Genomic DNA, 22,104 nt, shown 5'->3' on the forward strand with positions numbered 1-22,104 from the left:
GGGAGAGGGTGAAAATCGCACCGAACGGTCCCCTCTCCCCTTTGGGGAGAGGGTTAGGGTGAGGGGTAGCACTCCCTTACACCAGCACCACCTCAATTCCGCTCTTACGCAACCCTTCCAGGCTTTCAACCGGTATCCCTTCATCAACGATAATCATATCAATGCGCTGCGTATCGATAATCTTGTGCAGGCTTGAGCGGTTAAACTTGCTGGAATCGGTCACGACGATAATGCGTTCCGCCACCTCGCACATCTTGCGGTTTAGCCGCGCCTCGTCTTCGTTGTGGGTGCTGACGCCGCGATCGAGATCGATGGCGTCGACGCCGAGAAACAGCAGGTCAAAGTGGTAATTTTGCAGCGACTGCTCCGCCTGGTCACCGTAGAAGGATTGCGACTGACGGCGTAAGTGTCCGCCGGTCATCAGCAGCTCCACCCCTTCCGCCTCCAGCAGCGCATTCGCCACGTTCATGCCGTTGGTCATGGCGATCACGTCGGTATGCTGGCGCAGCATGCGGGCGATTTCAAACGTCGTGGTACCCGAGTCCAGAATGATGCGATGCCCCGGCTTCACCAGATCGGCCGCCGCCTGCGCAATGCTGCGCTTCACCGCGGTGTTCAGCGAGCTTTTATCTTCAACAGAAGGCTCCGCGCCTGGCGCATTGCCTTCGCAAATCAGCGCGCCGCCGTAGGCGCGAACCGCAATGCCCTGCTTTTCAAGAAACGCCAGATCGTTACGGATCGTCACGGTGGAAACGCCATATAAATGAGAAAGATCGTTAACCTGCACGCTTCCCTGCGCCCGCAACCGCTGAATAATCTGCTCTCGCCTTTCGCTGGTGCCGGTGATGCGCTTTTCCGCGGATGAATCGGTGCTGCTCATACGAGCTCCTTAATCAATAAACTTTCGTTTCATTTCGTTTTGCCTATTAACGCCTTTCTTTTACGCAAATGCAAGTTATCCCTCACCCCAGGATGACAACAATACGGGCGCTGAAACCTTTCATTATGTTTCTTTTGTGAAACAGATCGGAAAACTATTATCTTTCGTTTTATTTTTACCACACCATAATGCAGTATCAAATGAAACAAAACGAAAGATGAATGCCGTCACCATCCGAAATGGAGAGGAAAGTGAAACATCTGACAGAAATGGTGGAACACCATAAACGGGGGAATACCAACGGGATCTACGCCGTCTGTTCCGCGCATCCGCTGGTTCTTGAAGCCGCAATTCGTTACGCCCATACGCATCAAACGCCGCTGCTGATTGAGGCCACCTCCAACCAGGTGGATCAGTTTGGCGGCTACACCGGCATGACGCCCGCCGATTTTTACGGGTTTGTCTGCCGGCTGGCCGAGTCGCTCGGTTTCCCAACCTCGCAGCTGATCCTCGGCGGGGATCATCTTGGCCCGAACCGCTGGCAAAACCAGCCGGCGCAGCAGGCGATGGCGAACGCGGAAGATCTGATCAAAAGCTACGTCGCCGCCGGGTTCAAAAAGATCCACCTCGACTGCAGCATGTCCTGTGAAGACGATCCGATCCCCTTAACCGACGCCATCGTCGCCGAACGCGCGGCGGGTCTGGCCAGGATTGCCGAAAAGACCTGCCGTGAGTGCTTTGGCATATCCGACCTGGTCTACGTCATCGGCACCGAGGTTCCCGTCCCCGGCGGCGCGCACGAAACGCTGACCGAGCTGGAAGTCACCACGCCGGAGGCGGCACGCGCCACCCTTGAGGCGCATCGTCACGCCTTCGAAAAGGAAGGGCTAAGCGACATCTGGCCGCGCATCATCGGCCTGGTGGTGCAGCCCGGCGTCGAGTTCGACCATGCGAACGTCTGCGACTATCAGCCGCAGAAAGCCGTCGCGCTCAGCAGGATGGTGGAAGCCTACGACACGCTGGTATTTGAAGCGCACTCCACGGACTACCAGACGCCGCAGGCCCTGCGCCAGCTGGTGAAAGATCACTTCGCGATCCTCAAGGTCGGCCCGGCGCTCACCTTCGCCCTGCGTGAAGCGCTGTTTTCGCTTGCCGCCATTGAAGAGGAGCTGCTGCCCGCCAAAGCCAGCTCCGGCCTGCGCCACGTGCTGGAAAACGTCATGCTCGACCGCCCGGAATACTGGCAAAGCCACTACCACGGCGACGGCAACGCGAGGCGGCTGGCGCGCGGCTACAGCTACTCTGACCGCGTTCGCTATTACTGGCCCGACGCGCAGATTGATGACGCGTTCGATCGGCTGGTGCGCAACCTGGCAGACGAGCCGATCCCGCTGCCGCTGATCAGCCAGTACCTGCCGTTGCAGTACGGAAAAGTTCGCGAGGGCGCTCTCAACTCCACGCCGCGGGAACTCATCATTGACCACATTCAGGACATACTCCGGCAGTATCACACCGCCTGTGAAGGCGTAACGGCTCAAAACGCATAATTAAAAACGAGGAAAACGCTATGCCAAACATTGTTTTATGCCGCATCGATGAACGCCTGATCCACGGTCAGGTCGGCGTGCAGTGGGTGGGGTTTGCGGGGGCAAACCTGGTGCTGGTGGCCAATGACGAGGTTGCAGAGGATCCGGTTCAGCAAAACCTGATGGAAATGGTGCTCGCGGAAGGGATCGCCGTGCGCTTTTGGTCGCTGCAAAAAACGATCGACAACATTCACCGCGCCGCCGATCGGCAGAAAATTCTGCTGGTCTGCAGATCGCCCGCGGATTTTCTCCGGCTGGTGGAAGGCGGCGTTCCCGTCACCCGTATCAATGTGGGAAACATGCACTACGCCAATGGCAAACGGCAAATTGCCAAAACGGTATCTGTAGACGCTAACGATGTTGCGGCCTTTAACGGTTTGAAGGCCGCCGGTGTGGAATGCTTCGTTCAGGGCGTTCCAACAGAAACTGCTTTGGATCTCTTTACACTACTCTGAGGGATTCACAATGGAAATCAGTCTATTGCAGGCATTCGCGTTAGGCATCCTTGCCTTTATCGCGGGCCTGGACATGTTTAACGGGTTAACGCATATGCACCGCCCGGTGGTGCTTGGGCCGCTGGTCGGCCTGATACTGGGCGATCTGCACACCGGTATTTTAACCGGCGGTACGCTGGAGCTGGTCTGGATGGGGCTGGCCCCGCTGGCGGGCGCGCAGCCGCCGAACGTCATTATCGGCACCATTGTTGGCACCACGTTCGCCATCACCACGGGCGTTAAGCCGGACGTCGCCGTAGGGGTCGCCGTGCCGTTCGCGGTGGCGGTACAGATGGGGATTACGTTCCTGTTCTCGGTGATGTCCGGGGTGATGTCCCGCTGCGACCGCATGGCGGCCAATGCCGATACCCGCGGCATCGAGCGGGTTAACTACCTGGCGCTGCTGGCGCTCGGCCTCTTCTACTTCCTGTGCGCTTTCCTGCCGATCTACTTCGGCGCGGAACACGCGAAAACCGCCATTGACGTCCTGCCGGAGCGCCTGATTGACGGCCTCGGCGTGGCGGGCGGCATCATGCCCGCGATCGGCTTCGCCGTGCTGCTGAAGATCATGATGAAAAACGTCTATATCCCCTATTTCATTATCGGCTTTGTCGCCGCGGCCTGGCTGAAGCTGCCGGTGCTGGCGATTGCCGCCGCCGCGCTGGCCATGGCGCTGATCGACCTGATGCGAAAATCGCCTGAACCGTCTGCTCCCGCTGCGCAAAAAGAGGAATTTGAAGATGGCATCTAATCACACCGTTCTGCCGGGCGCGTCCGAGAGCGAGGAAACCCTGCTCACCGGCGTCAATGAAAACGTCTACGAAGACCAGGGCATCGGCGCCGAGCTGACGAAAAAAGACATCAACCGCGTGGCCTGGCGCTCCATGCTGCTGCAGGCCTCGTTTAACTACGAGCGTATGCAGGCCTCCGGCTGGCTTTACGGACTGCTGCCCGCGCTGAAAAAGATCCACACCAACAAGCGGGACCTCGCGCGCGCCATGAAAGGCCACATGGGCTTCTTCAATACCCATCCGTTCCTGGTGACGTTTGTGATCGGCATTATCCTGGCGATGGAGCGCTCCAAGCAGGACGTGAACAGCATTCAGAGCACCAAGATTGCCGTGGGCGCGCCGCTCGGCGGCATCGGCGACGCCATGTTCTGGCTCACGTTGCTACCCATCTGCGGCGGTATCGGCGCCAGCCTGGCGCTTCAGGGCTCCATTTTGGGTGCCGTGGTCTTTATCGTGCTGTTTAACGTGGTCCACCTCGGCCTGCGGTTTGGCCTGGCGCACTACGCCTACCGTATGGGCGTGGCGGCGATCCCGCTGATAAAAGCCAACACCAAAAAGGTTGGTCACGCGGCGTCCATCGTCGGGATGACGGTCATCGGCGCGCTGGTGGCGACCTACGTGCGCCTCAACACCACGCTGGAGATTAAGGCCGGTGATGCGGTCGTCAAGCTGCAAACCGACGTCATCGACAAGCTGATGCCCGCCTTCCTGCCGCTGGTCTACACCCTGACCATGTTCTGGCTGGTGCGCCGCGGCTGGAGCCCGCTGCGCCTGATTGGCATCACCGTGGTGCTGGGCGTGGTCGGCAAGTTCCTTCACTTCCTGTAAAGCAAAGAGGTTGCGATGTTAGGCATTATTTTGACGGGTCACGGCGGCTTTGCCAGCGGGCTTGAGCAGGCGATGAAGCAGATCCTCGGCGAGCAGCCGCAGTTTATCGCTATCGATTTTCCCGAGACGTCCACCACGGCGCGGCTCACCGAACAGCTTGAGCAGGCGGTTAACGGCCTGGACGCGCGGCACGACATTGTGTTTCTCACCGATCTGCTGGGCGGCACGCCGTTTCGCGTGGCCTCGACGCTGGCGATGCAAAGACCGGGTAGCGAAGTAATAACCGGCACCAATCTTCAGCTCTTACTGGAGATGGTGCTGGAGCGCGACGGGCTCAGCAGCGAAGCGTTTCGCCTGCAGGCGCTGGCGTGCGGACACCGCGGGCTGACCAGCCTGGTTGACGAGCTGGCGCGCTGTCGCGAGGACGCTCCCGCCGAGGAAGGCATATGAGCCAGCTGCTGCGCGCGCGCCGCCTGCTCACGGAACAGGGCTGGCTTACCGACCACCAGCTGCGCATGGATAACGGCATCATCACGGCGATCGAACCGATTCCTGCGGGCGTGACGGCCCGCGAGGCCGAGCGGCTTTGCCCGGCCTACATCGATATCCACGTCCACGGCGGTGCGGGCGTGGACGTGATGGACGATGCGCCCGGCGTGCTTGATACCTTAGCCATGCACAAGGCGCGCGAAGGCGTGGGGGCGTTTCTGCCCACGACCGTCACCGCGCCGCTGGCGGCCATTCATGCGGCACTTGGGCGCATCGCCCAACGGGTGAAGTCCGGCGGTCCCGGCGCGAGGGTTCTCGGCAGCTATCTGGAAGGCCCGTATTTTACGCCGCAGAACAAAGGCGCCCACCCGCCGGAGCTGTTTCGGGAGCTGGACATCGCCGGGCTGGACGCGCTGATTGCCGTCTCGCGGAACACGCTGCGCGCGGTGGCGCTGGCACCGGAAAAAGCGGGCGCGCTCGCGGCAATTCGCCACCTCAAGCAGCGGGGCGTGCGCGTTATGCTCGGGCACAGCGCCGCCACGTGCGAGCAAACCCGCGCCGCGTTTGACGCGGGAGCGGACGGGCTGGTGCACTGCTACAACGGCATGACCGGGCTGCACCATCGCGAGCCGGGCATGGTGGGCGCAGGGCTTACCGATGCGCGGGCCTGGCTGGAGCTGATTGCCGACGGTCATCACGTTCATCCGGTCGCCATGCGGCTTTGCACCTGCTGCGCGAAGGATCGCGTAGTGTTAATCACCGACGCGATGCAGGCCGCAGGCATGCCCGACGGGCGGTACACGCTGTGCGGTGAATACGTTGTTATGCAAAGCGGCGTGGTGCGCACCGCGTCCGGGGGGCTGGCGGGCAGCACGCTTTCGCTGGATGCCGCCGTGAGGAATATGGTCGAGCTGGCAGGCGCAGCGCCTGAAGAGGCGATACATATGGCTTCGCTGCATCCGGCCCGCCTGCTGGGCATTGACGGCGAGCTTGGCTCGCTGAGGCCGGGCAAGCGCGTAAACCTGATCGCGCTGGACGACGGTTTACACCTGCAAAATATCTGGATTGAAGGTCAGGCTCTCCCCCTGTAGACCTTTCATTGTCTGTCCATTTGGCCTTGCGACGTCCAATCGCAAGGCCTTTCTTTTCCTTTCCTTCGTTGTTCGCATTTCCTTTGCGATCACACTTTTCGTTTTATTTCCTTTCTTTCATTGAACTTTCGATTTCTTTTCTATAGATTTTATTTAACTGCTGAAGTGAATAAGTGAAACGAAACGAAAGATAGCAATACGTTTGCCTGCGTCTGAAGTGACATTCACGCGACTAAGGACTGAGTTATGCCTGAAATGAATACCGCCGCAACCGGCACATGGACAGAAAGCGAGATCCGCCAGCAGCCCGACAGCTGGCTCCGCTCGCTCAACAACATCGACAGCCTGCGTTCCTCGATCGACGACTTCCTGACGCCGCTGCTGCGCAAAAGCGACCTGCGGATCGTGCTGACCGGCGCGGGAACCTCCGCATTTATCGGCGACATTATCGCGCCGTGGCTCGCCAGCCACACCGGGAAAAACATCAGCGCCGTGCCCACGACGGATCTGGTCACCAATCCGATGGATTACTTCAGCGCGGCGCACCCGCTGCTGCTGGTCTCGTTTGCCCGGTCCGGCAACAGCCCGGAAAGCGTCGCGGCGGTCGAGCTGGCAAATCAGTTCGTGCCGGAGTGCTACCACCTGTCTATCACCTGCAACGAAGCGGGAAGCCTGTACCAGAACGCGATCGATAGCGATAACGCCTATGCCCTGCTGATGCCCGCCGAGACGCACGATCGCGGCTTTGCGATGACCAGCAGCATCACCACCATGATGGCGAGCTGCCTGGCGGTTTTCGCGCCTGAGACGATCAACGCCACCACCTTCCGCGACGTGGCCGATCGCTGCCGGGCGATCTTGACGTCGTTAGGCGATTTCAGCCAGGGCGTGTTCGGCAGCGAGCCGTGGAAAAGGATTGTTTACCTCGGCAGCGGCGGGCTGCAGGGCGCCGCGCGCGAGTCGGCGCTGAAGGTGCTGGAGCTGACGGCGGGCAAGCTGGCCGCGTTTTATGACTCCCCTACCGGCTTCCGCCACGGGCCGAAATCGCTGGTGGACGGCGAAACGCTGATCGTCGCGTTTGTTTCCAGCCACCCGTATACGCGCCGGTACGATCTGGATCTGCTGGCCGAGCTGCGCAGGGATCGCCAGGCGATGCGCGTGGTGGCGATTGCCGCAGAAAGCGATCCGATTGTCGAAGCCGGGCCGCACATTCTGCTGCCGCCGTCACGGACGTTTATCGACGTGGAGCAGGCCTTCTGCTTCCTGATGTATGCCCAGGTCTTCGCGCTCACCCAGTCCCTGAGCGTGGGCAACACTCCCGATACGCCGTCCGCCAGCGGCACCGTAAACCGCGTCGTACAGGGCGTCATTATTCATCCGTGGCAGGCCTAAGAGGACCGCATCATGAGCATTATCTCAACTAAGTACCTTCTGCAGGACGCGCAGGCCAAAGGCTACGCCGTGCCCGCGTTCAACATTCATAACGCCGAGACGATCCAGGCGATCCTCGAAGCGTGCAGCGAAATGCGATCGCCGGTGATCCTCGCCGGCACGCCAGGCACCTTTAAGCACATTGCGCTGGAGGAGATCTACGCCCTGTGCAGCGCCTACTCGCAGACGTACGACATGCCGCTGGCGCTGCACCTCGACCACCACGAGTCGCTGGACGACATTCGCCGCAAGGTGAACGCGGGCGTGCGCAGCGCGATGATCGACGGCAGCCACTATCCGTTCGAGCAAAACGTGAAGCTGGTGAAATCGGTGGTCGATTTCTGCCACCTCAACGACTGCAGCGTAGAGGCCGAGCTGGGCCGCCTGGGCGGCGTGGAGGATGACATGAGCGTCGATGCCGAAAGCGCGTTTCTGACCGATCCGCAGGAGGCGAAGCGCTTCGTCGAGCTGACCGGCGTTGATAGCCTGGCCGTCGCCATCGGCACCGCGCACGGGCTCTATACCAGGCGTCCGAAAATCGATTTCCAGCGGCTGGCGGAAATCCGCGAGGTGGTCAGCATTCCGCTGGTGCTGCACGGCGCGAGCGACGTACCGGACGAGGACGTGCGCCGCACCATCGAGCTGGGCGTGTGCAAAGTGAACGTGGCGACCGAGCTGAAAATTGCGTTTGCCGACGCGGTGAAAGAGTGGTTTGCCGAAAACCCGCAGGGCAACGATCCGCGCTACTACATGCGCGTCGGCATGAACGCCATGAAGGAGGTGGTGAAAAGCAAAATCACCGTTTGCGGCTCGGCTAACCGACTGCTGCTACCGGCAGAAGCCTGATCCCATCGCGCATTACGTCAGTACCTAAAAAATAACTATAAGCCTCGCAAATATGAAGGCGCGTTCTTATTCACGACCGCGCCTTCCATTACCATAAAAAAATTCCGAGGAGTACCCTACATGACACAGGAAAAGTCATTTAAATCGAAAGCGTGGGCGTTTTTTCAGAGCCTGGGAAAGACCTTTATGTTTCCGGTCTCCCTTTTGGCGTTTATGGGCCTGCTGCTGGGCATCGGCAGCTCGGTAACCAGCCCTTCCACGATTAAAAGCTTTCCTTTTCTCGGCGGCGAACTCACGCAGCTGACCTTTGGCTTTATCGCGATGGTGGGCGGCTTCGCCTTTACCTATCTTCCGCTGATGTTCGCCATGGCGATCCCTATGGGCCTCGCCAAACGCAATAAGGCCGTGGGCGCGTTTGCCGGGTTTGTTGGCTACATGCTGATGAACATGAGCATCAACTATTACCTGACCGCCACCCACCAGCTCGCCGATGCCGCTACCATGCGCCAGGTGGGCCAGTCCATCGTGCTCGGGATCCAAACTCTGGAAATGGGCGTGCTGGGCGGCATCGTCGTGGGGGTAATCACTTACTTCCTGCACGAGCGCTTTCAGGACACGGTGCTGCACGACGCCTTCGCCTTCTTTAGCGGCATCCGCTTCGTGCCGATTATCACCGCCCTGACGCTCTCCCTCGTGGGCCTCTTTATTCCGCTGCTGTGGGAATACGTTGCGATGGGCATCGCCGGAATCGGCCACATCATCCAGAGCACCAGCGTCTTTGGCCCGTTCCTCTACGGCGTCGGCGTGCTGCTGCTCAAGCCGTTTGGCCTGCACCACATCCTGCTGGCAATGGTGCGCTTCACGCCCGCGGGCGGCATCGAGATGGTTAACGGACACGAAGTCGCCGGGGCGCTGAACATCTTCTACGCCGAGCTGAAGGCGGGCCTGCCGTTCAGCCCGCACGTCACCGCGTTCCTGTCGCAGGGCTTTATGCCAACCTTTATCTTTGGCCTTCCGGCGGTCGCCTACGCCATCTATCGCACCGCGCGGCCGGAAAACCGCCCGGTGATTAAGGGCCTGCTGCTCTCCGGCGTGCTGGTGTCGGTGGTGACCGGCATTTCAGAACCGATCGAGTTTCTGTTCCTGTTTATCGCCCCCGCGCTGTACGCCTTCCACATCGTGATGTCCGGCCTGGCGCTGATGGTGATGGCGCTGCTGGGCGTGACCATCGGTAATACCGACGGCGGGATCCTCGACCTGCTGATCTTCGGCGTGATGCAGGGCATGTCCACCAAATGGTACCTGGTGTTCCCGGTCGGCATTGCCTGGTTTGCCATCTACTTCTTCGTCTTCCGCTGGTACATCCTCAGGCACGATATCAAAACGCCGGGACGCGAGGTGGATCCTCAGGGCGCGCTGCAGGCCGTGGAGGCCAACACCCGGGCAAGGGGAAAATCAAAATACGATCACGGGCTGATCCTGCGCGCGCTGGGCGGCAAAGAGAACATTGAGTCGCTCGACAACTGCATCACCCGCCTGCGCCTGGTGGTAAAGGATATGGGGCTTATCGACCAGCAGGCGCTGAAGGAAGCGGGCGCCCTGTCGGTGGTGGTGCTGGATGCGCACAGCGTGCAGGTGATCATTGGTCCGCAGGTGCAGAGCGTGAAAACCGGCATTGAAGCGTTAATTTAACAGGGGGTTGGTGTGTTTGATTTCGACAAAATCATTGAGCGCAAAAGCGACAAGTGCCGCAAGTGGGACCACGCGTTCGTCTGCTCGCGCTTCGGCAGCGTCCCGGAGGGGTTTATCCCGCTGTGGATTGCCGACATGGATTTCACCTCGCCGCCCGCGGTGATTGAGGGCTTTCAGCGCATCGTGGAGCACGGCACCTTCGGCTACACGTGGTGCTTCGACGAGTTTTACGACGCGGTGATTAACTTCCAGCAAACGCGCCATCGGGTTGAGGTGGAGAAATCGTGGATTACCCTCACCTACGGCACCGTTTCCACGCTGCACTACACGGTGCAGGCGTTCTGCGCGCCCGGCGACTGCGTGATGATGAACACGCCGGTATACGACCCGTTCGCAATGGCCACGCAGCGCCAGGGCGTGCGGGTGCTCGCGAATCCGCTGCGCGTGGAAGAGAACCGCTATCACCTCGATTTTGACCTGGTTGAAGAGCAGCTCAGGACGCAGCGTCCGACGCTGTGGTTCTTCTGCTCGCCGCACAACCCTTCGGGCCGGATCTGGCGCGCCGATGAGATCCGCCAGGTCTCCGATCTTTGCCAGCGCTACGGCACGATCCTGGTGGTCGATGAGGTTCACGCGGAACACCTGCTGGACGGCGAGTTTGTCAGCTGTCTGGCATCGGGCTGCGCCGCGCGGGAGAACCTGATCGTGCTGACCTCGCCGAACAAGGCCTTCAACCTCGGCGGCCTGAAAACGTCCTATTCGATGATCCCCGACCCGACCCTGCGCCAGCGCTTTCGCCAGCAGCTGGAGAAAAACTCCATTACCTCGCCCAACATTTTCGGCGTATGGGGAATTATCTTCGCCTACCGGCACGGCCTGCCGTGGCTGGACGCGCTGAACGACTATCTGCGCGGGAACGCGCGCTATCTGGCGGATGCCATCCAGACCCACTTCCCCGCCTGGAAAATGATGAACCCGGAATCATCGTACCTGGCGTGGGTAGACGTCAGCGCGGACGAGCGCAGCGCGACGCAGCTGACGGAACACTTCGCCCGCCAGGCCGGCGTGGTCATTGAAGACGGCAGCCACTACGTGCAAAACGGCGAAAACTACCTGCGCATTAATTTCGGCACCCAGCGCTACTGGCTGGAGCAGTCCATTCAACGAATGCTGACGCATTATTAAATAAGGATCTTGCCCTGATGAAAAACGTGCTCACACTCTCGATGCTTGCCCTGCTGGCTTCACACGGCGCGCTGGCGGCGAACTACGCGCTGGAAAACGACAAGATTGCCCTTTCGTTTGACGATGCCAACGCCGCGGCGGTGGTGAAAGACAAGCTCGCCGATCATCCGCTTGCGCCGCAGGAGCTGTTTTTCCTGACGCTGCCGGATGAAACTAAAATCCACGCCGCGGATTTTAAAATCGAAGGCGTGGAAAAACGCGACAACGCCATCGTCATCAACTTCACCCGCCCGGATTTTAACGTGACCGTGGCGCTGAACCTGGTGAAGGGAAAGTACGCCAGCATTGATTACACCGTCGCGGCCGTTGGCCAGCCGCGCGAGGTGGCAAAAATCACCTTCTTCCCAACCAAAAAGCAGTCTCAGGCCCCTTACGTTGACGGCGCGATCAACAGCTCGCCGATCGTCGCCGATTCGTTCTTTATCCTGCCGGATAAGCCGATCGTGAATACCTACGCCTACGAGGCCACCACCAATCTGAACGTGGAGCTGAAAACGCCGATCCAGCCCGAGACGCCGGTCAGCTATACCACCTACTTCGGTACCTTCCCGGAAACCAGCCAGCTGCGCCGCAGCGTGAATACCTTCGTCAACGACGTGCGACCGCGCCCGTATAAGCCGTACCTGCACTACAACAGCTGGATGGATATTGGCTTCTTTACCCCCTACAGCGAGCAGGACGTGCTCGGGCGAATGGACGAGTGGAATAAGGAATTTATCACCGGGCGCGGCGTGGCGCTGGATGCGTTCCTGCTTGACGACGGCTGGGACGATCTTACCGGCCGCTGGCTGTTTGGCCCGGCGTTCAGCAACGGCTTTGGCAAGGTGAAGGAAAAAGCCGACAGCCTGCACAGCTCGGTCGGCCTGTGGCTCTCGCCGTGGGGCGGCTACAACAAGCCGCGCGACGTTCGCGTCTCCCACGCCAAAGAGTACGGTTTTGAAACGGTGGACGGCAAGCTGGCGCTGTCTGGCCCGAACTACTTTAAGAACTTTAACGAGCAGATCGTTAAGCTGATTAAAAACGAGCACATTACCTCGTTCAAGCTGGACGGCATGGGGAACGCCAACTCGCACATCAAGGGCAGTCCGTTTGCCTCCGATTTTGACGCCTCAATCGCACTGCTGCACAACATGCGCAGCGCGAATCCGAACCTGTTCATCAACCTGACCACCGGTACCGACGCCAGCCCGTCCTGGCTGTTCTACGCCGATTCCATCTGGCGGCAGGGCGACGATATCAACCTGTACGGCCCCGGCACGCCGGTGCAGCAGTGGATGACCTACCGCGATGCCGAAACCTATCGCTCCATCGTGCGCAAAGGCCCGCTGTTCCCGCTGAACTCGCTGATGTACCACGGGATCGTCAGCGCTGAACACGCCTATTACGGGCTGGAGAAAGTACAGACGGATAGCGATTTTGCCGATCAGGTGTGGAGCTATTTCGCCACCGGCACCCAATTGCAGGAGCTGTACATTACCCCGTCAATGCTGAACAAGGCGAAGTGGGACACGCTGGCGAAAGCGGCGAAGTGGTCGCGGGATAACGCCAGCGTGCTGGTCGACACCCACTGGATTGGCGGCGACCCGACGGCGCTTGCGGTTTACGGCTGGGCATCGTGGAGCAAGGACAAAGCTATCCTCGGCCTGCGCAACCCGTCGGACAAACCGCAAAGCTACTATCTGGATCTGACGAAAGACTTTGAGATCCCGACGGGAGAGGCGGCGCAGTTCAGCCTGAAGGCGGTGTACGGCAGCAATTCAACCGTGCCGACCGAGTATAAAAAACCGGTGGTCATTACCCTGCAGCCGCTGGAGACGCTGGTGTTTGAGGCGCTGCCATTGAAATAGACAGGAAGGCCGGGTAACGCGCAGACGCTATCCGGCAAATCGACAGCAGGGGACTTACTCCCCCTGCTGCTCCAGTGCATATTTATACAGCGCGTTCTTCTTCACGCCGTGGATCTCCGCGGCCAGCGCGGCGGCCTTCTTGAGCGGGAGTTCAGCCTGCAGCAGCGCCAGCGTGCGCAGCGCGTCGGCTGGCAGGGCATCCTCCTGTGCTTTATGACCCTCAACGATCAGCACCATCTCGCCTTTGCGGCGGTTTTCGTCTTCCTTCACCCATGCGAGCAGCTCCCCTACCGGCGCGCCGTGGATGGTTTCCCAGGTTTTGGTCAGCTCGCGCGCCAGCACCACGTAGCGGGATCCGCCCCAGACCGTCACCATATCTTCCAGGCTTTCCAGCAGGCGGTGGGTGGATTCGTAAAAAATCAGGGTGCGCGGTTCGGCTTCGAGCGCTTTTAACACGTCGCGACGGCCTTTGGATTTGGCGGGCAGGAAGCCTTCATAGCAGAAGCGATCGGACGGCAGGCCCGCGGCGCTTAGCGCGGCAATGGCGGCGCACGGACCCGGCAGCGGCACCACGCGGATGCCCGCTTCGCGGCAGGTGCGCACCAGATGATAGCCCGGATCGTTGATCAGCGGCGTTCCGGCATCGGAAACCAGCGCGATGTTTTGCCCCTCTTTCAGCTTTGCCACCAGCGTTTCGGCTTTTTGTTGCTCATTGTGATCGTGCAGGGCAAACAAGCGGGCGTTAATTGCGAAGTGTTGGAGGAGTAAACCTGTGTGGCGGGTATCTTCAGCGGCAATTAAATCAACAGCTTGCAGTACGGTGAGCGCACGTTGGGTAATATCAGACAAATTCCCGATAGGAGTAGGTACAATATAAAGCTGGCCTTGAGAATTATCTGCCGATTCGTGTTGTTTCATTGTTTCGTCCGTATTGCCGATTTAATATTGAGCATTGCGTAAAAAAAATCACTGGATACAGTATGGTACCGTTAACGTTTCTTCGAAAAAAAGCCGCGCGCAGCGTGCCTGTTCTGCTGGCAGCCCTGATCTTTGCAGGCTGTGGCACCCAGGCGCCGGACCAGAGCGCTGCCCATATGCAGGGCGCAGCCCAGGCTGACTCCGGCTATTACCTGCAGCAAATGTCGCAGAGTTCAAATGATACCAAGACCAACTGGCAATTACTCGCCATTCGTGCACTGCTGAAAGAGGGCAAGACCGCGCGGGCCGCTGAGCTGTTTAACCAGCTTCCGCAGGATCTGAACGATACGCAGCGCCGCGAGCAAAGCCTGCTCTCCGCCGAGCTGAAGGTCGCGCAGAAAGAGTATGACGGGGCGAAGAAGATCCTCGGCACCATCGATATTAGCGCGCTGGATAAAAACCAGCAGGCCCGCTTCTGGCAGGCAGGCATTACCGCCGAGCAGGGCCGCCCTTCCCTGCAGCTTCTCCGCGCGCTGATCGCGCAAGAACCGCTGCTCGCGGGGAAAGACAAGCAGCAAAACATTGATGCCACCTGGCAGGCCCTCTCCTCCATGACGCAGGAACAGGCGCAGGCGCTGGTGATCAACGCTGATGAAAACGTCCTGCAGGGCTGGCTGGATCTGCAGCAGATGTGGTTTAACAACCGCAGCGATCCGAAGATGCTGAAAGCCGGGATTACCGACTGGCACACCCGCTATCCGCAAAACCCTGGAGCAAAAATGCTGCCGACGCAGCTGGTGAACGTGCAGAACTTCAGGCCTGCCTCCGCCAGCAAAATCGCGCTTCTGCTGCCGCTGAACGGCCAGGCGGCGGTATTTAGCCGCGCCATCCAGCAGGGTTTTGAGGCTGCCAAAAACGGCACCACTGCCGTCACGGGCAGCGCCGTACCGATGCAGGCCGCGCAGGCGGCCAACGTGAACGACGTGGTAAGCCCGTCCGCCGCAGAAACCAGTGATTTGACCGCCGCTCAGGCTCCGGCGCAAGGAACGATGCAAAACCCGGTCACCGCGCCAACGACCCAGCCGTCGACAGCCCCGACGCCTGCTGCTCCGGTTCAGGCTCAGGCTCCGGCTAACACCCAGGCCGCACCGGCCGCCGAGCCCTCCGCAGCGGAACAACCTCAGCCCGCGGCACAGCCTCAGGCGCCGGTCACCACCAGCGCCAACCCGGGTGCCGAGCTGAAGATCTATGACACCAGCGCTCAGCCGCTGGATCAGGTTCTCGCCCAGGTTCAGAAAGACGGTGCCAGCATCGTCGTTGGCCCGCTGTTGAAAAACAACGTGGAGGAGCTGATGAAGAGCAATACCACGCTGAACGTGCTGGCGCTCAACCAGCCGGAACAGGTGCAGAACCGCGCCAACATCTGCTACTTCGCCCTCTCTCCGGAAGACGAAGCCCGCGACGCCGCGCGCCATATCCACGAGCAGGGCAAACAGGCTCCGCTGCTGCTGTTGCCTCGCAGCGCGCTGGGCGATCGCGTCGCCAGCGCCTTTGCCGACGAGTGGCAGAAGCTGGGCGGCGGCATCGTGCTGCAGCAAAAATTCGGCTCGGCCAACGAGCTGCGCGCGGGCGTGAACGGCGGCGCGGGTATCGCGCTGAACGGCAGCCCGGTGACCGCCAGCCTGCCGCAGCAGCAGAGCGTGACCATCGGCGGCCTGACCATCCCTGCGCCACCGTCCGACGCGCAGATTAGCGGCGGCGGCAAGGTGGACGCGGCCTACATCGTCGCCACGCCGGAAGAGATTGCCTTTATCAAACCGATGATTGCCATGCGAAACGGCAGCCAGAGCGGTGCAACGCTCTACGCCAGCTCCCGCAGCGCGCAGGGCACCGCGGGCCCGGACTTCCGTCTGGAGATGGATGGCCTGCAGTACAGCGAAATCCCGATGCTGGCAGGCAGCAACCCGCAGCTGATGCAGCAGGCGCTCGGCGCGGTACGTAACGATTACTCGCTGGCGCGCCTGTACGCGATGGGCGCCGACGCGTGGGCGCTGGCCAACCACTTTAGCCAGATGCGTCAGGTGCCGGGCTTTGAGCTTAACGGCAATACCGGCGATCTGACCGCAACCCAGGACTGCGTGATCAACAGGAAGTTATCATGGCTCAAATACCAGCAGGGGCAAATCGTCCCGGCCAGTTAAGCCGTAAAGAGACCGGCGACGCGTGGGAGCTCAAAGCGCGCCGCTGGCTTGAAGGCAAAGGACTGCGCTTTATCGCCGCCAACGTCCGCGGGCGCGGCGGCGAGATTGACCTCATCATGAAGGACGGTCGGGTGACCGTGTTTGTCGAAGTACGCTACCGACAGTCGTCCCGTTTTGGCGGTGCTGCCGCCAGCGTGACGCTCGCCAAACAACATAAATTATTACAGACTGCCCACTTGTGGCTTGCCCGCCATAATGGGAGTTTTGATACTGTGGATTGCCGGTTCGATGTGGTAGCCTTCACCGGAAATGAGATCGACTGGCTTAAAAACGCTTTTGGCGAAGACGCATAAATAAGATTTAAAAGGGATAACGTGCTCGAACGAATTAAAGTGTGCTTCACAGAAAGCATTCAAACGCAGATTGCCGCAGCGGAGGCGCTTCCAGACGCGATCTCGCGCGCGGCCATGACGCTGGTACAGTCTCTGCTGAACGGTAACAAAATCCTCTGTTGTGGCAACGGTACGTCGGCCGCCAACGCACAGCATTTTGCTGCCAGCATGATCAATCGTTTTGAAACAGAACGTCCAAGTTTACCCGCCATTGCACTTAATACCGATAATGTGGTCTTAACAGCGATTGCAAACGATCGCCTGCACGACGAAATATACGCAAAGCAGGTGCGCGCCTTAGGCCATGCCGGAGACGTGCTGCTGGCGATTTCCACTCGCGGGAACAGCCGTGACATCGTCAAAGCCGTTGAAGCCGCCGTGACCCGCGATATGACCATCGTTGCCTTAACCGGCTATGACGGCGGCGAGCTGGCGGGCCTTTTGGGGCCGCAGGACGTGGAGATCCGCATTCCGTCTCACCGCAGCGCGCGCATTCAGGAAATGCATATGCTGACGGTGAACTGCTTATGCGATTTGATCGATAACACGCTTTTCCCTCACCAGGATGATTAAGGAGTTCTCATGAAGGCTTTATCGACCCTCGCGGTCCTCACGTCTGCGCTGTTACTTCAGGGATGCATCGCTGCGGCCGTTGTGGGCACCGCGGCCGTGGGCACCAAGGCCGCGACCGACCCGCGTACCGTGGGTACCCAGGTGGACGACGGTACGCTGGAGCTGCGCGTTAACAGCGCGCTGTCGAAAGACGAACAGATTAAGAAAGAAGCGCGTATCAACGTGACGGCTTACCAGGGCAAAGTGCTGCTGGCGGGCCAGGCGCCGAACATGGATCTCGCCAGCCGTGCGAAACAGATAGCCATGGGCGTAGAGGGCACCACGGAAGTGTTCAATGAAATCCGACAGGGCCAGCCGATCAGCCTGGGCACCGCGTCATCTGATACCTGGATCACCACCAAAGTGCGCTCCCAGCTGCTGGGCTCCGACCAGGTGAAATCCTCTAACGTGAAGGTGACCACCGAGAACGGTGAAGTGTTCCTGCTGGGTCTGGTAACCGATCGCGAAGGGAAGGCGGCGGCGGATATCGCCAGCCGGGTGAGCGGCGTGAAGCACGTCACCACCGCGTTTACCTACATCAAGTAATCAACACCTGAACGCAGGCCCGGTAAGCGCTCGCGCTACCGGGCTTTTTTTTACAGCAGCGCAATACTTCCCACAATGACTCCGCTTAACGCCACCAGCCCCGCGGTCAGCCACAGCGCTTTTGCCGGGAATGACTTGCGCAGCATAATTAGCGACGGCAGGCTTACCGCAGGCAGCGTGATTAACAGCGCTAGCGCAGGCGCGGTGCCCATTCCGGCTAACATCATGGTCTGTACAATCGGGATTTCCGCGGCGGTCGGGATCACAAACAGGCAGCCCGCAACCGCCATTGCCACCACCCACATAAGCGTATTGTCGATAGCGCCGTCCGCGTGCGGGAACAGCCACACGCGCGCGGCCCCAAGCACCAGCACCGCCAGGATATAAACCGGGATCGTGCTCCAGAAAAGCTGCCACAGCGCCTTACCCCAGCGCGCGAAGAAGCCGCCCTGCGGTTCGCTGATGTCCAGCTCAACGGTTGCAGGCTCCGTTGGGCTCTCCTTCACCAGCTTTTGCACCAGCGACGCCACGATAAGCACCGTCAGCAGCCCTGCTACCAGGCGAATAAACGCGAAATACCAGCCCAGCACAAAGCCCATAAACACCAGCGTTGCCGGGTTGAGCAGCGGGTTACCCATCCAGAACGCCAGCGCTCCGCCCATCGAGACGCGCTGGCGGCGCATGCCCGCGGTGACGGGCGCGGCGCAGCAGGAGCACATCATGCCCGGAAGCGAGAAAATCGTGCCCAAAAGCGTGCCCTGAAAGCGCGGCTGCCCAAGGGTTTTAATCAGCCAGGTGCGTGGGATCAGCACCTGAATCAGGGATCCTAAAATCACGCCGAGCACGGCCGCCTTCCAGACGGCAAGGAAATAGACCACGGCATAATCCCACGCCGCCTGCAGCGGGCTGGAATCAGACTGAGCGAGAATGGATTTACCGATGCTGTGGGTGTCGGCGGCGGTGAAGGCTTTGCCGTAATACGGCTGCCATTTCACGTACCAGAGGCCAATAATGACCACAAGAAAGAAGAGCGCGGGCTTCCACCATTGAACAGGTGTTGCCGCCTGAGATGAAGACTGACCAGTCATAGCATTCCCCGGAGAGTGTTGTTTAATTAGCCGGGGGGAGTTTACGCCTCGCCCTGCGCGATTTCACGCAGTTTTGCCGACGGGATAATATTCACCCCTTCCTGCGACGGCGAAAGCGCCTCTTTCAGCATCGCGCGCGCTACGTCCCGGGCTTCGATGGATTTCCAGTTGCCGGGGAAAATGCGAAACAGCGGGGCAAAAATAGACTCGTTAACGCGCCGCTTGTCGCGGTGCCCAAGAAGCATCGACGGGCGCACAATCGTCAGGCGCTCCCACTTCTGGGCGATCAGCGCCTCTTCCATTTTGCCTTTCACCTTGTTGTAGAAGAACGGCGAGCTGGCGTTGGCCCCCATGGAGCTGACCACGAGGAAATGCTTCGCGCCGAGCCTTTTCGCCGTCAGGGCCGTATCCACCACCAGCGTGTAGTCCGCGTGGACAAAGGCCTCTTTGCTGCCCGCCTCGCGTCGGGTTGTTCCAAGGCAGCAGAACGCAATATCAATCGGGTCCTGCACCTGCGCAAGCGCGTCGGTAAGCTGGGGATCGTGCGGGTTGAAAACGCCGGACACGTCGGCCAGCGGGCGACGCGTGGGGGCCGCAATAAAGTTCACCCGGCGATCCTGAATCAGCAGCCGCAGCAGGTGATCGCCCACCAGCCCGGTGGCACCCGTTATTAATACCTGGCTCATGTTATCTCCTTTACAGAATTGTCCGTTTGCGATTTCAGCCTGCTCTACCACACTTAACAGTCTGTTACCGGTAAGTATTTACCACAAACGGGAAAAAAACAGTCTGAAGCGAAAACAACGGAGGAACCATGGGTAAAAAAATCGCAGTCTTGATTACCGACGAGTTTGAAGATTCAGAATTTACGTCGCCAGCCGAGGCGTTTCGCAAGGCGGGACATGAGGTCATCACCATCGAGAAAGAGGCGGGCAAAACGGTGACGGGCCATAAGGGCGAAGCGAAAGTCACCATTGACGAAACCATCGACAGCGTGAGCCCGTCTGACTTCGACGCCCTGCTGCTCCCTGGCGGCCATTCGCCGGATTCGCTGCGCGGGGACGATCGTTTCGTTACCTTTACCCGCGACTTTGTCGCGACCGGTAAACCGGTATTTGCCATCTGCCACGGCCCGCAGCTGCTGATCAGCGCTGACGTGGTGCGCGGGCGCAAGCTCACCGCCGTGAAGCCGATCGTAATCGATCTGAAAAACGCGGGGGCGGAGTTTTACGATCAGGAGGTGGTCAACGACAAAGATCAGCTGATCACCAGCCGCACCCCGGACGATCTCCCGGCGTTTAACCGCGAAGCGCTACGCCTGCTCGGCGCGTAGCCAGTGTAGCTTCTTGCCAAAGCCCAGGGTGTTGTCGGTAAATTTGAGCTCATCAAGGCGGATTTCCCACACCGGGGCTTTTAGCGCAGCGGCAACGGGGAAGCGGCGCGTGTAGCGTTTACGCGGCGCGTCGCTCTCTTCTTCGCCCAGACGGCGGATCTCACCTTTGAACTGCACGCCGCGGATCAACGCCACCGTTTTCGGCTGGCCGTTGACCGTACCCGCCACGTTCGCCTGCTGACCGGTCATCTGAGCATGACGCGTTTTGTCTTCGCTCATGACATAAAACGCGACGCGCTCCGGATCGTAGTAGTAGAACGCGTTCGCGCACCACATTTCCCCTTCATCGTACACGCACCAGGTCACAACGTGCTGCTTCGCCAGCCAGCGGCTAATGGCGTCAAGTGTTTCCATTTTTGCTCCCTCTCATGCTATGGTGCGCTCACCTTAACATACTGAATATGCCTACCGTGTGCTGGTTTCTCTATCTTGTCCGAACTGCTGATAATGCACTGTATACCGGAATAACTACCGACGTCGCGCGGCGTTTCCTGCAGCATCAGACGGGGAAAGGGGCAAAGGCGCTGCGGGGGAAAGGCGAGCTTCAGCTGGCGTTTTCAGCGCCCGCGGGAGACAGATCGCTGGCGCTCAGGCTGGAATACCGCATCAAGCAGCTGACGAAGCGCCAGAAAGAGCGTCTCGTTAGCGGAGACGGCACCTTTGAGGCGCTGCGCGAGAGCCTGGTTAAAAGCGATTGAAGTGGTCGTGATACTCAACGAGCCCGCTCACGCCGCTCAGCGCGTCATCCGCCAGACGATGCACCTGGAAGGCGGATTCGGTACCCGGCCAGCGGCAGCGCAAATCGTACTGCGCCGCCGGCTCAAAGCCTAAACGGCCATAGAACGCCGGATCGCCCAGCGCAACAACGGCCGCATAGCCAAACTCGTTGAGCGAATCCAGCCCTTCGAAGACCAGCTGGCGCGCCAGCCCCTGTCCGCGATAGTTTTCATCGACCGCCAGCGGGGCCATTCCGACCCACTGAAGATCCTCGCCCTGCACGAGCACCGGGCTAAAGGCAACGTAGCCGACCACCTGACCTTCGTCATCGGTGGCCACCAGCCCCAGCGTGATCAGACCATCTTCACGGAGATCGTGGACCAGTTGAGCTTCGGCATCGCTCGCGAAGGCGCGGCGCAACAGTGCATCGATACCCGGGGCATCAATCCCAATTTCGACTCGAATCAGCATGGCTCACCTACTGAAGTGTGTTTACCGTCCGGCGGGGTTTTCAGCCCGGCCTCAACAAAATCTGCCATTTGCATCAACATCATGCGCAGCGCTTTCGGCATCTGCTCCAGCTCAATGGCATCCATTAAATTCTTAACGTACAGGCCAAGCTCCGTATCGCCTTCAATGACCAGACGGCGCTGGAAGAAGAGCGTATCCGGGTCCTGCTTGCGCGCGGCAATCATCAGCAGATCGCTGGCGTTGGCGCTAAAGCTCACGTCCGCCTCGGCGGATTCGCGAACGATCAGCTGATCGTTTTCCACGGAGGTAAACCAGCGCAGCCCGATATCACGCATGTGAATACTCAGCCAGCGCCCTTCCAGAAACGCCAGCTCACCGTCCTGCAGCGCCTGGCGGAACTGCCAGCTCAGTACCTGCTCCAGCACCTGGCGTTTTAGCGCAAACGGCGCCAGCCTGACCGGCACGCTCAGCATTGATGGGCCAAATTGTACGAGACGCGAACGCAGTTTATCCAGCACGAGCTTTACTCCCTGATATCTATAGTCC

Annotated in this window: 24 protein-coding genes; 17 read left to right on the plus strand and 7 right to left on the minus strand. The window is 59.8% G+C overall.

Annotated features, from left to right (window positions below):
- Window positions 1-76: 76 nt before the first annotated feature.
- Window positions 77-880: a DeoR family transcriptional regulator gene (locus DBY73_RS09165; RefSeq protein ID WP_112010855.1), complete on the minus strand. Its 804-nt coding sequence runs from the start codon at window positions 878-880 to the stop codon at window positions 77-79.
- A 239-nt stretch (window positions 881-1,119) separates the two neighbouring features.
- Here DBY73_RS09165 and kbaZ point away from each other — a divergent pair, with 239 nt between their 5' ends.
- From kbaZ to DBY73_RS09225, 11 genes are all read left to right on the plus strand, one after another.
- Window positions 1,120-2,427 carry a tagatose-bisphosphate aldolase subunit KbaZ gene (kbaZ, locus tag DBY73_RS09175; protein WP_112010856.1) on the plus strand — a complete coding sequence of 436 codons (1,308 nt, stop codon included), beginning with the start codon at window positions 1,120-1,122 and terminating at the stop codon, window positions 2,425-2,427.
- Window positions 2,428-2,447: 20 nt separating this feature from the next.
- The gene (gene agaV, locus DBY73_RS09180) at window positions 2,448-2,921 is read left to right on the plus strand and encodes a PTS N-acetylgalactosamine transporter subunit IIB (RefSeq protein ID WP_112010857.1); all 474 of its coding nucleotides are present in this window, start codon (window positions 2,448-2,450) and stop codon (window positions 2,919-2,921) included.
- Window positions 2,922-2,931: 10 nt separating this feature from the next.
- Window positions 2,932-3,711, plus strand: coding sequence for a PTS N-acetylgalactosamine transporter subunit IIC (gene agaW, locus DBY73_RS09185; RefSeq protein ID WP_112010858.1), 780 nt, complete (start codon window positions 2,932-2,934; stop codon window positions 3,709-3,711).
- Entirely contained in the window at window positions 3,701-4,579 is an 879-nt protein-coding gene (agaE, locus tag DBY73_RS09190; RefSeq protein WP_112010859.1) for a PTS N-acetylgalactosamine transporter subunit IID, read from the plus strand. The genes agaW and agaE overlap by 11 nt, the downstream gene beginning before the upstream one ends.
- Window positions 4,580-4,594: 15 nt before the next feature.
- On the plus strand, window positions 4,595-5,029 hold the full coding sequence (agaF, locus tag DBY73_RS09195) for a PTS galactosamine/N-acetylgalactosamine transporter subunit IIA (protein WP_112010860.1): 435 nt from the start codon (window positions 4,595-4,597) through the stop codon (window positions 5,027-5,029).
- On the plus strand, window positions 5,026-6,159 hold the full coding sequence (gene nagA / locus DBY73_RS09200; protein ID WP_112010861.1) for an N-acetylglucosamine-6-phosphate deacetylase: 1,134 nt from the start codon (window positions 5,026-5,028) through the stop codon (window positions 6,157-6,159). Before agaF ends, nagA begins: the two co-directional genes overlap by 4 nt.
- A gap of 246 nt (window positions 6,160-6,405) precedes the next feature.
- On the plus strand, window positions 6,406-7,551 hold the full coding sequence (locus DBY73_RS09205) for an SIS domain-containing protein (protein WP_112010862.1): 1,146 nt from the start codon (window positions 6,406-6,408) through the stop codon (window positions 7,549-7,551).
- Between the two features lie 12 nt (window positions 7,552-7,563).
- The gene (gene kbaY, locus DBY73_RS09210; protein ID WP_112010863.1) at window positions 7,564-8,436 is read left to right on the plus strand and encodes a tagatose-bisphosphate aldolase subunit KbaY; all 873 of its coding nucleotides are present in this window, start codon (window positions 7,564-7,566) and stop codon (window positions 8,434-8,436) included.
- Between the two features lie 120 nt (window positions 8,437-8,556).
- A complete protein-coding gene (gene malX / locus DBY73_RS09215; RefSeq protein WP_112010864.1) occupies window positions 8,557-10,128 on the plus strand; it encodes a maltose/glucose-specific PTS transporter subunit IIBC in 1,572 nt (523 codons plus the stop codon).
- A gap of 12 nt (window positions 10,129-10,140) precedes the next feature.
- On the plus strand, window positions 10,141-11,313 hold the full coding sequence (locus DBY73_RS09220) for a PatB family C-S lyase (protein WP_112010865.1): 1,173 nt from the start codon (window positions 10,141-10,143) through the stop codon (window positions 11,311-11,313).
- Between the two features lie 17 nt (window positions 11,314-11,330).
- The gene (locus DBY73_RS09225) at window positions 11,331-13,220 is read left to right on the plus strand and encodes an enterotoxin (protein WP_112010866.1); all 1,890 of its coding nucleotides are present in this window, start codon (window positions 11,331-11,333) and stop codon (window positions 13,218-13,220) included.
- Between the two features lie 54 nt (window positions 13,221-13,274).
- Here DBY73_RS09225 and rsmI read toward each other — a convergent pair whose 3' ends face one another.
- Window positions 13,275-14,138, minus strand: coding sequence for a 16S rRNA (cytidine(1402)-2'-O)-methyltransferase (gene rsmI / locus DBY73_RS09230; RefSeq protein WP_112010867.1), 864 nt, complete (start codon window positions 14,136-14,138; stop codon window positions 13,275-13,277).
- 62 nt (window positions 14,139-14,200) lie between these two features.
- Between rsmI and DBY73_RS09235 the strand changes: the two genes are divergently transcribed.
- From DBY73_RS09235 to dolP, 4 genes are read left to right on the plus strand one after another with little or no spacing between them, the layout of a single operon-like run.
- Entirely contained in the window at window positions 14,201-16,339 is a 2,139-nt protein-coding gene (locus tag DBY73_RS09235; protein WP_112010868.1) for a penicillin-binding protein activator, read from the plus strand.
- Window positions 16,297-16,692, plus strand: a complete 396-nt coding sequence (locus DBY73_RS09240) for a YraN family protein (protein ID WP_112010869.1) — start codon at window positions 16,297-16,299, stop codon at window positions 16,690-16,692. The genes DBY73_RS09235 and DBY73_RS09240 overlap by 43 nt, the downstream gene beginning before the upstream one ends.
- Before the next feature lie 21 nt (window positions 16,693-16,713).
- A complete protein-coding gene (diaA, locus tag DBY73_RS09245; protein ID WP_003861754.1) occupies window positions 16,714-17,304 on the plus strand; it encodes a DnaA initiator-associating protein DiaA in 591 nt (196 codons plus the stop codon).
- Between the two features lie 9 nt (window positions 17,305-17,313).
- Window positions 17,314-17,889, plus strand: a complete 576-nt coding sequence (gene dolP / locus DBY73_RS09250; protein ID WP_112010870.1) for a division/outer membrane stress-associated lipid-binding lipoprotein — start codon at window positions 17,314-17,316, stop codon at window positions 17,887-17,889.
- Between the two features lie 50 nt (window positions 17,890-17,939).
- Here dolP and DBY73_RS09255 read toward each other — a convergent pair whose 3' ends face one another.
- On the minus strand, window positions 17,940-18,977 hold the full coding sequence (locus DBY73_RS09255; protein WP_112010871.1) for a permease: 1,038 nt from the start codon (window positions 18,975-18,977) through the stop codon (window positions 17,940-17,942).
- Between the two features lie 41 nt (window positions 18,978-19,018).
- Window positions 19,019-19,663, minus strand: coding sequence for an NAD(P)H-binding protein (locus tag DBY73_RS09260; protein ID WP_146745758.1), 645 nt, complete (start codon window positions 19,661-19,663; stop codon window positions 19,019-19,021).
- Between the two features lie 128 nt (window positions 19,664-19,791).
- Between DBY73_RS09260 and DBY73_RS09265 the strand changes: the two genes are divergently transcribed.
- Window positions 19,792-20,310 (plus strand): type 1 glutamine amidotransferase domain-containing protein, encoded by a 519-nt coding sequence (locus DBY73_RS09265; RefSeq protein WP_112010872.1) that lies wholly within the window; start codon window positions 19,792-19,794, stop codon window positions 20,308-20,310.
- Here DBY73_RS09265 and DBY73_RS09270 read toward each other — a convergent pair.
- Window positions 20,290-20,724, minus strand: a complete 435-nt coding sequence (locus DBY73_RS09270; RefSeq protein ID WP_112010873.1) for a YhbP family protein — start codon at window positions 20,722-20,724, stop codon at window positions 20,290-20,292. The two genes, DBY73_RS09265 and DBY73_RS09270, sit on opposite strands and share 21 nt — an antisense overlap.
- A 14-nt stretch (window positions 20,725-20,738) precedes the next feature.
- Between DBY73_RS09270 and DBY73_RS09275 the strand changes: the two genes are divergently transcribed.
- Entirely contained in the window at window positions 20,739-21,068 is a 330-nt protein-coding gene (locus tag DBY73_RS09275) for a GIY-YIG nuclease family protein (RefSeq protein WP_112010874.1), read from the plus strand.
- Here the strand turns inward: DBY73_RS09275 and DBY73_RS09280 are convergent.
- Window positions 21,055-21,558: an N-acetyltransferase gene (locus tag DBY73_RS09280; protein WP_112010875.1), complete on the minus strand. Its 504-nt coding sequence runs from the start codon at window positions 21,556-21,558 to the stop codon at window positions 21,055-21,057. The genes DBY73_RS09275 and DBY73_RS09280 overlap by 14 nt on opposite strands.
- A complete protein-coding gene (locus DBY73_RS09285; RefSeq protein WP_112010876.1) occupies window positions 21,552-22,076 on the minus strand; it encodes an SCP2 domain-containing protein in 525 nt (174 codons plus the stop codon). The genes DBY73_RS09280 and DBY73_RS09285 overlap by 7 nt, the downstream gene beginning before the upstream one ends.
- Window positions 22,077-22,104: the final 28 nt, after the last annotated feature.

The sequence above is a fragment of the Enterobacter sp. RIT418 genome (assembly GCF_003057745.1).
GTDB lineage: Bacteria > Pseudomonadota > Gammaproteobacteria > Enterobacterales > Enterobacteriaceae > Enterobacter.

Bases quoted from the DNA above. Each gene is read 5' to 3' on its own strand.
- agaF (WP_112010860.1), top strand. From the start codon at position 4,595: ATGTTAGGCATTATTTTGACGGGTCACGGCGGCTTTGCCAGCGGGCTT.
- DBY73_RS09205 (WP_112010862.1), top strand. From the start codon at position 6,406: ATGCCTGAAATGAATACCGCCGCAACCGGCACATGGACAGAAAGCGAG.
- rsmI (WP_112010867.1), bottom strand. From the start codon at position 14,138: ATGAAACAACACGAATCGGCAGATAATTCTCAAGGCCAGCTTTATATT.
- DBY73_RS09255 (WP_112010871.1), bottom strand. From the start codon at position 18,977: ATGACTGGTCAGTCTTCATCTCAGGCGGCAACACCTGTTCAATGGTGG.
- agaV (WP_112010857.1), top strand. From the start codon at position 2,448: ATGCCAAACATTGTTTTATGCCGCATCGATGAACGCCTGATCCACGGT.
- dolP (WP_112010870.1), top strand. From the start codon at position 17,314: ATGAAGGCTTTATCGACCCTCGCGGTCCTCACGTCTGCGCTGTTACTT.
- DBY73_RS09260 (WP_146745758.1), bottom strand. From the start codon at position 19,663: ATGAGCCAGGTATTAATAACGGGTGCCACCGGGCTGGTGGGCGATCAC.
- kbaZ (WP_112010856.1), top strand. From the start codon at position 1,120: ATGGAGAGGAAAGTGAAACATCTGACAGAAATGGTGGAACACCATAAA.
- kbaY (WP_112010863.1), top strand. From the start codon at position 7,564: ATGAGCATTATCTCAACTAAGTACCTTCTGCAGGACGCGCAGGCCAAA.
- agaW (WP_112010858.1), top strand. From the start codon at position 2,932: ATGGAAATCAGTCTATTGCAGGCATTCGCGTTAGGCATCCTTGCCTTT.
- DBY73_RS09270 (WP_112010873.1), bottom strand. From the start codon at position 20,724: ATGGAAACACTTGACGCCATTAGCCGCTGGCTGGCGAAGCAGCACGTT.
- DBY73_RS09165 (WP_112010855.1), bottom strand. From the start codon at position 880: ATGAGCAGCACCGATTCATCCGCGGAAAAGCGCATCACCGGCACCAGC.
- DBY73_RS09275 (WP_112010874.1), top strand. From the start codon at position 20,739: ATGCTATGGTGCGCTCACCTTAACATACTGAATATGCCTACCGTGTGC.
- nagA (WP_112010861.1), top strand. From the start codon at position 5,026: ATGAGCCAGCTGCTGCGCGCGCGCCGCCTGCTCACGGAACAGGGCTGG.
- DBY73_RS09265 (WP_112010872.1), top strand. From the start codon at position 19,792: ATGGGTAAAAAAATCGCAGTCTTGATTACCGACGAGTTTGAAGATTCA.
- DBY73_RS09225 (WP_112010866.1), top strand. From the start codon at position 11,331: ATGAAAAACGTGCTCACACTCTCGATGCTTGCCCTGCTGGCTTCACAC.
- DBY73_RS09235 (WP_112010868.1), top strand. From the start codon at position 14,201: ATGGTACCGTTAACGTTTCTTCGAAAAAAAGCCGCGCGCAGCGTGCCT.
- agaE (WP_112010859.1), top strand. From the start codon at position 3,701: ATGGCATCTAATCACACCGTTCTGCCGGGCGCGTCCGAGAGCGAGGAA.
- DBY73_RS09240 (WP_112010869.1), top strand. From the start codon at position 16,297: ATGGCTCAAATACCAGCAGGGGCAAATCGTCCCGGCCAGTTAAGCCGT.
- malX (WP_112010864.1), top strand. From the start codon at position 8,557: ATGACACAGGAAAAGTCATTTAAATCGAAAGCGTGGGCGTTTTTTCAG.
- DBY73_RS09280 (WP_112010875.1), bottom strand. From the start codon at position 21,558: ATGCTGATTCGAGTCGAAATTGGGATTGATGCCCCGGGTATCGATGCA.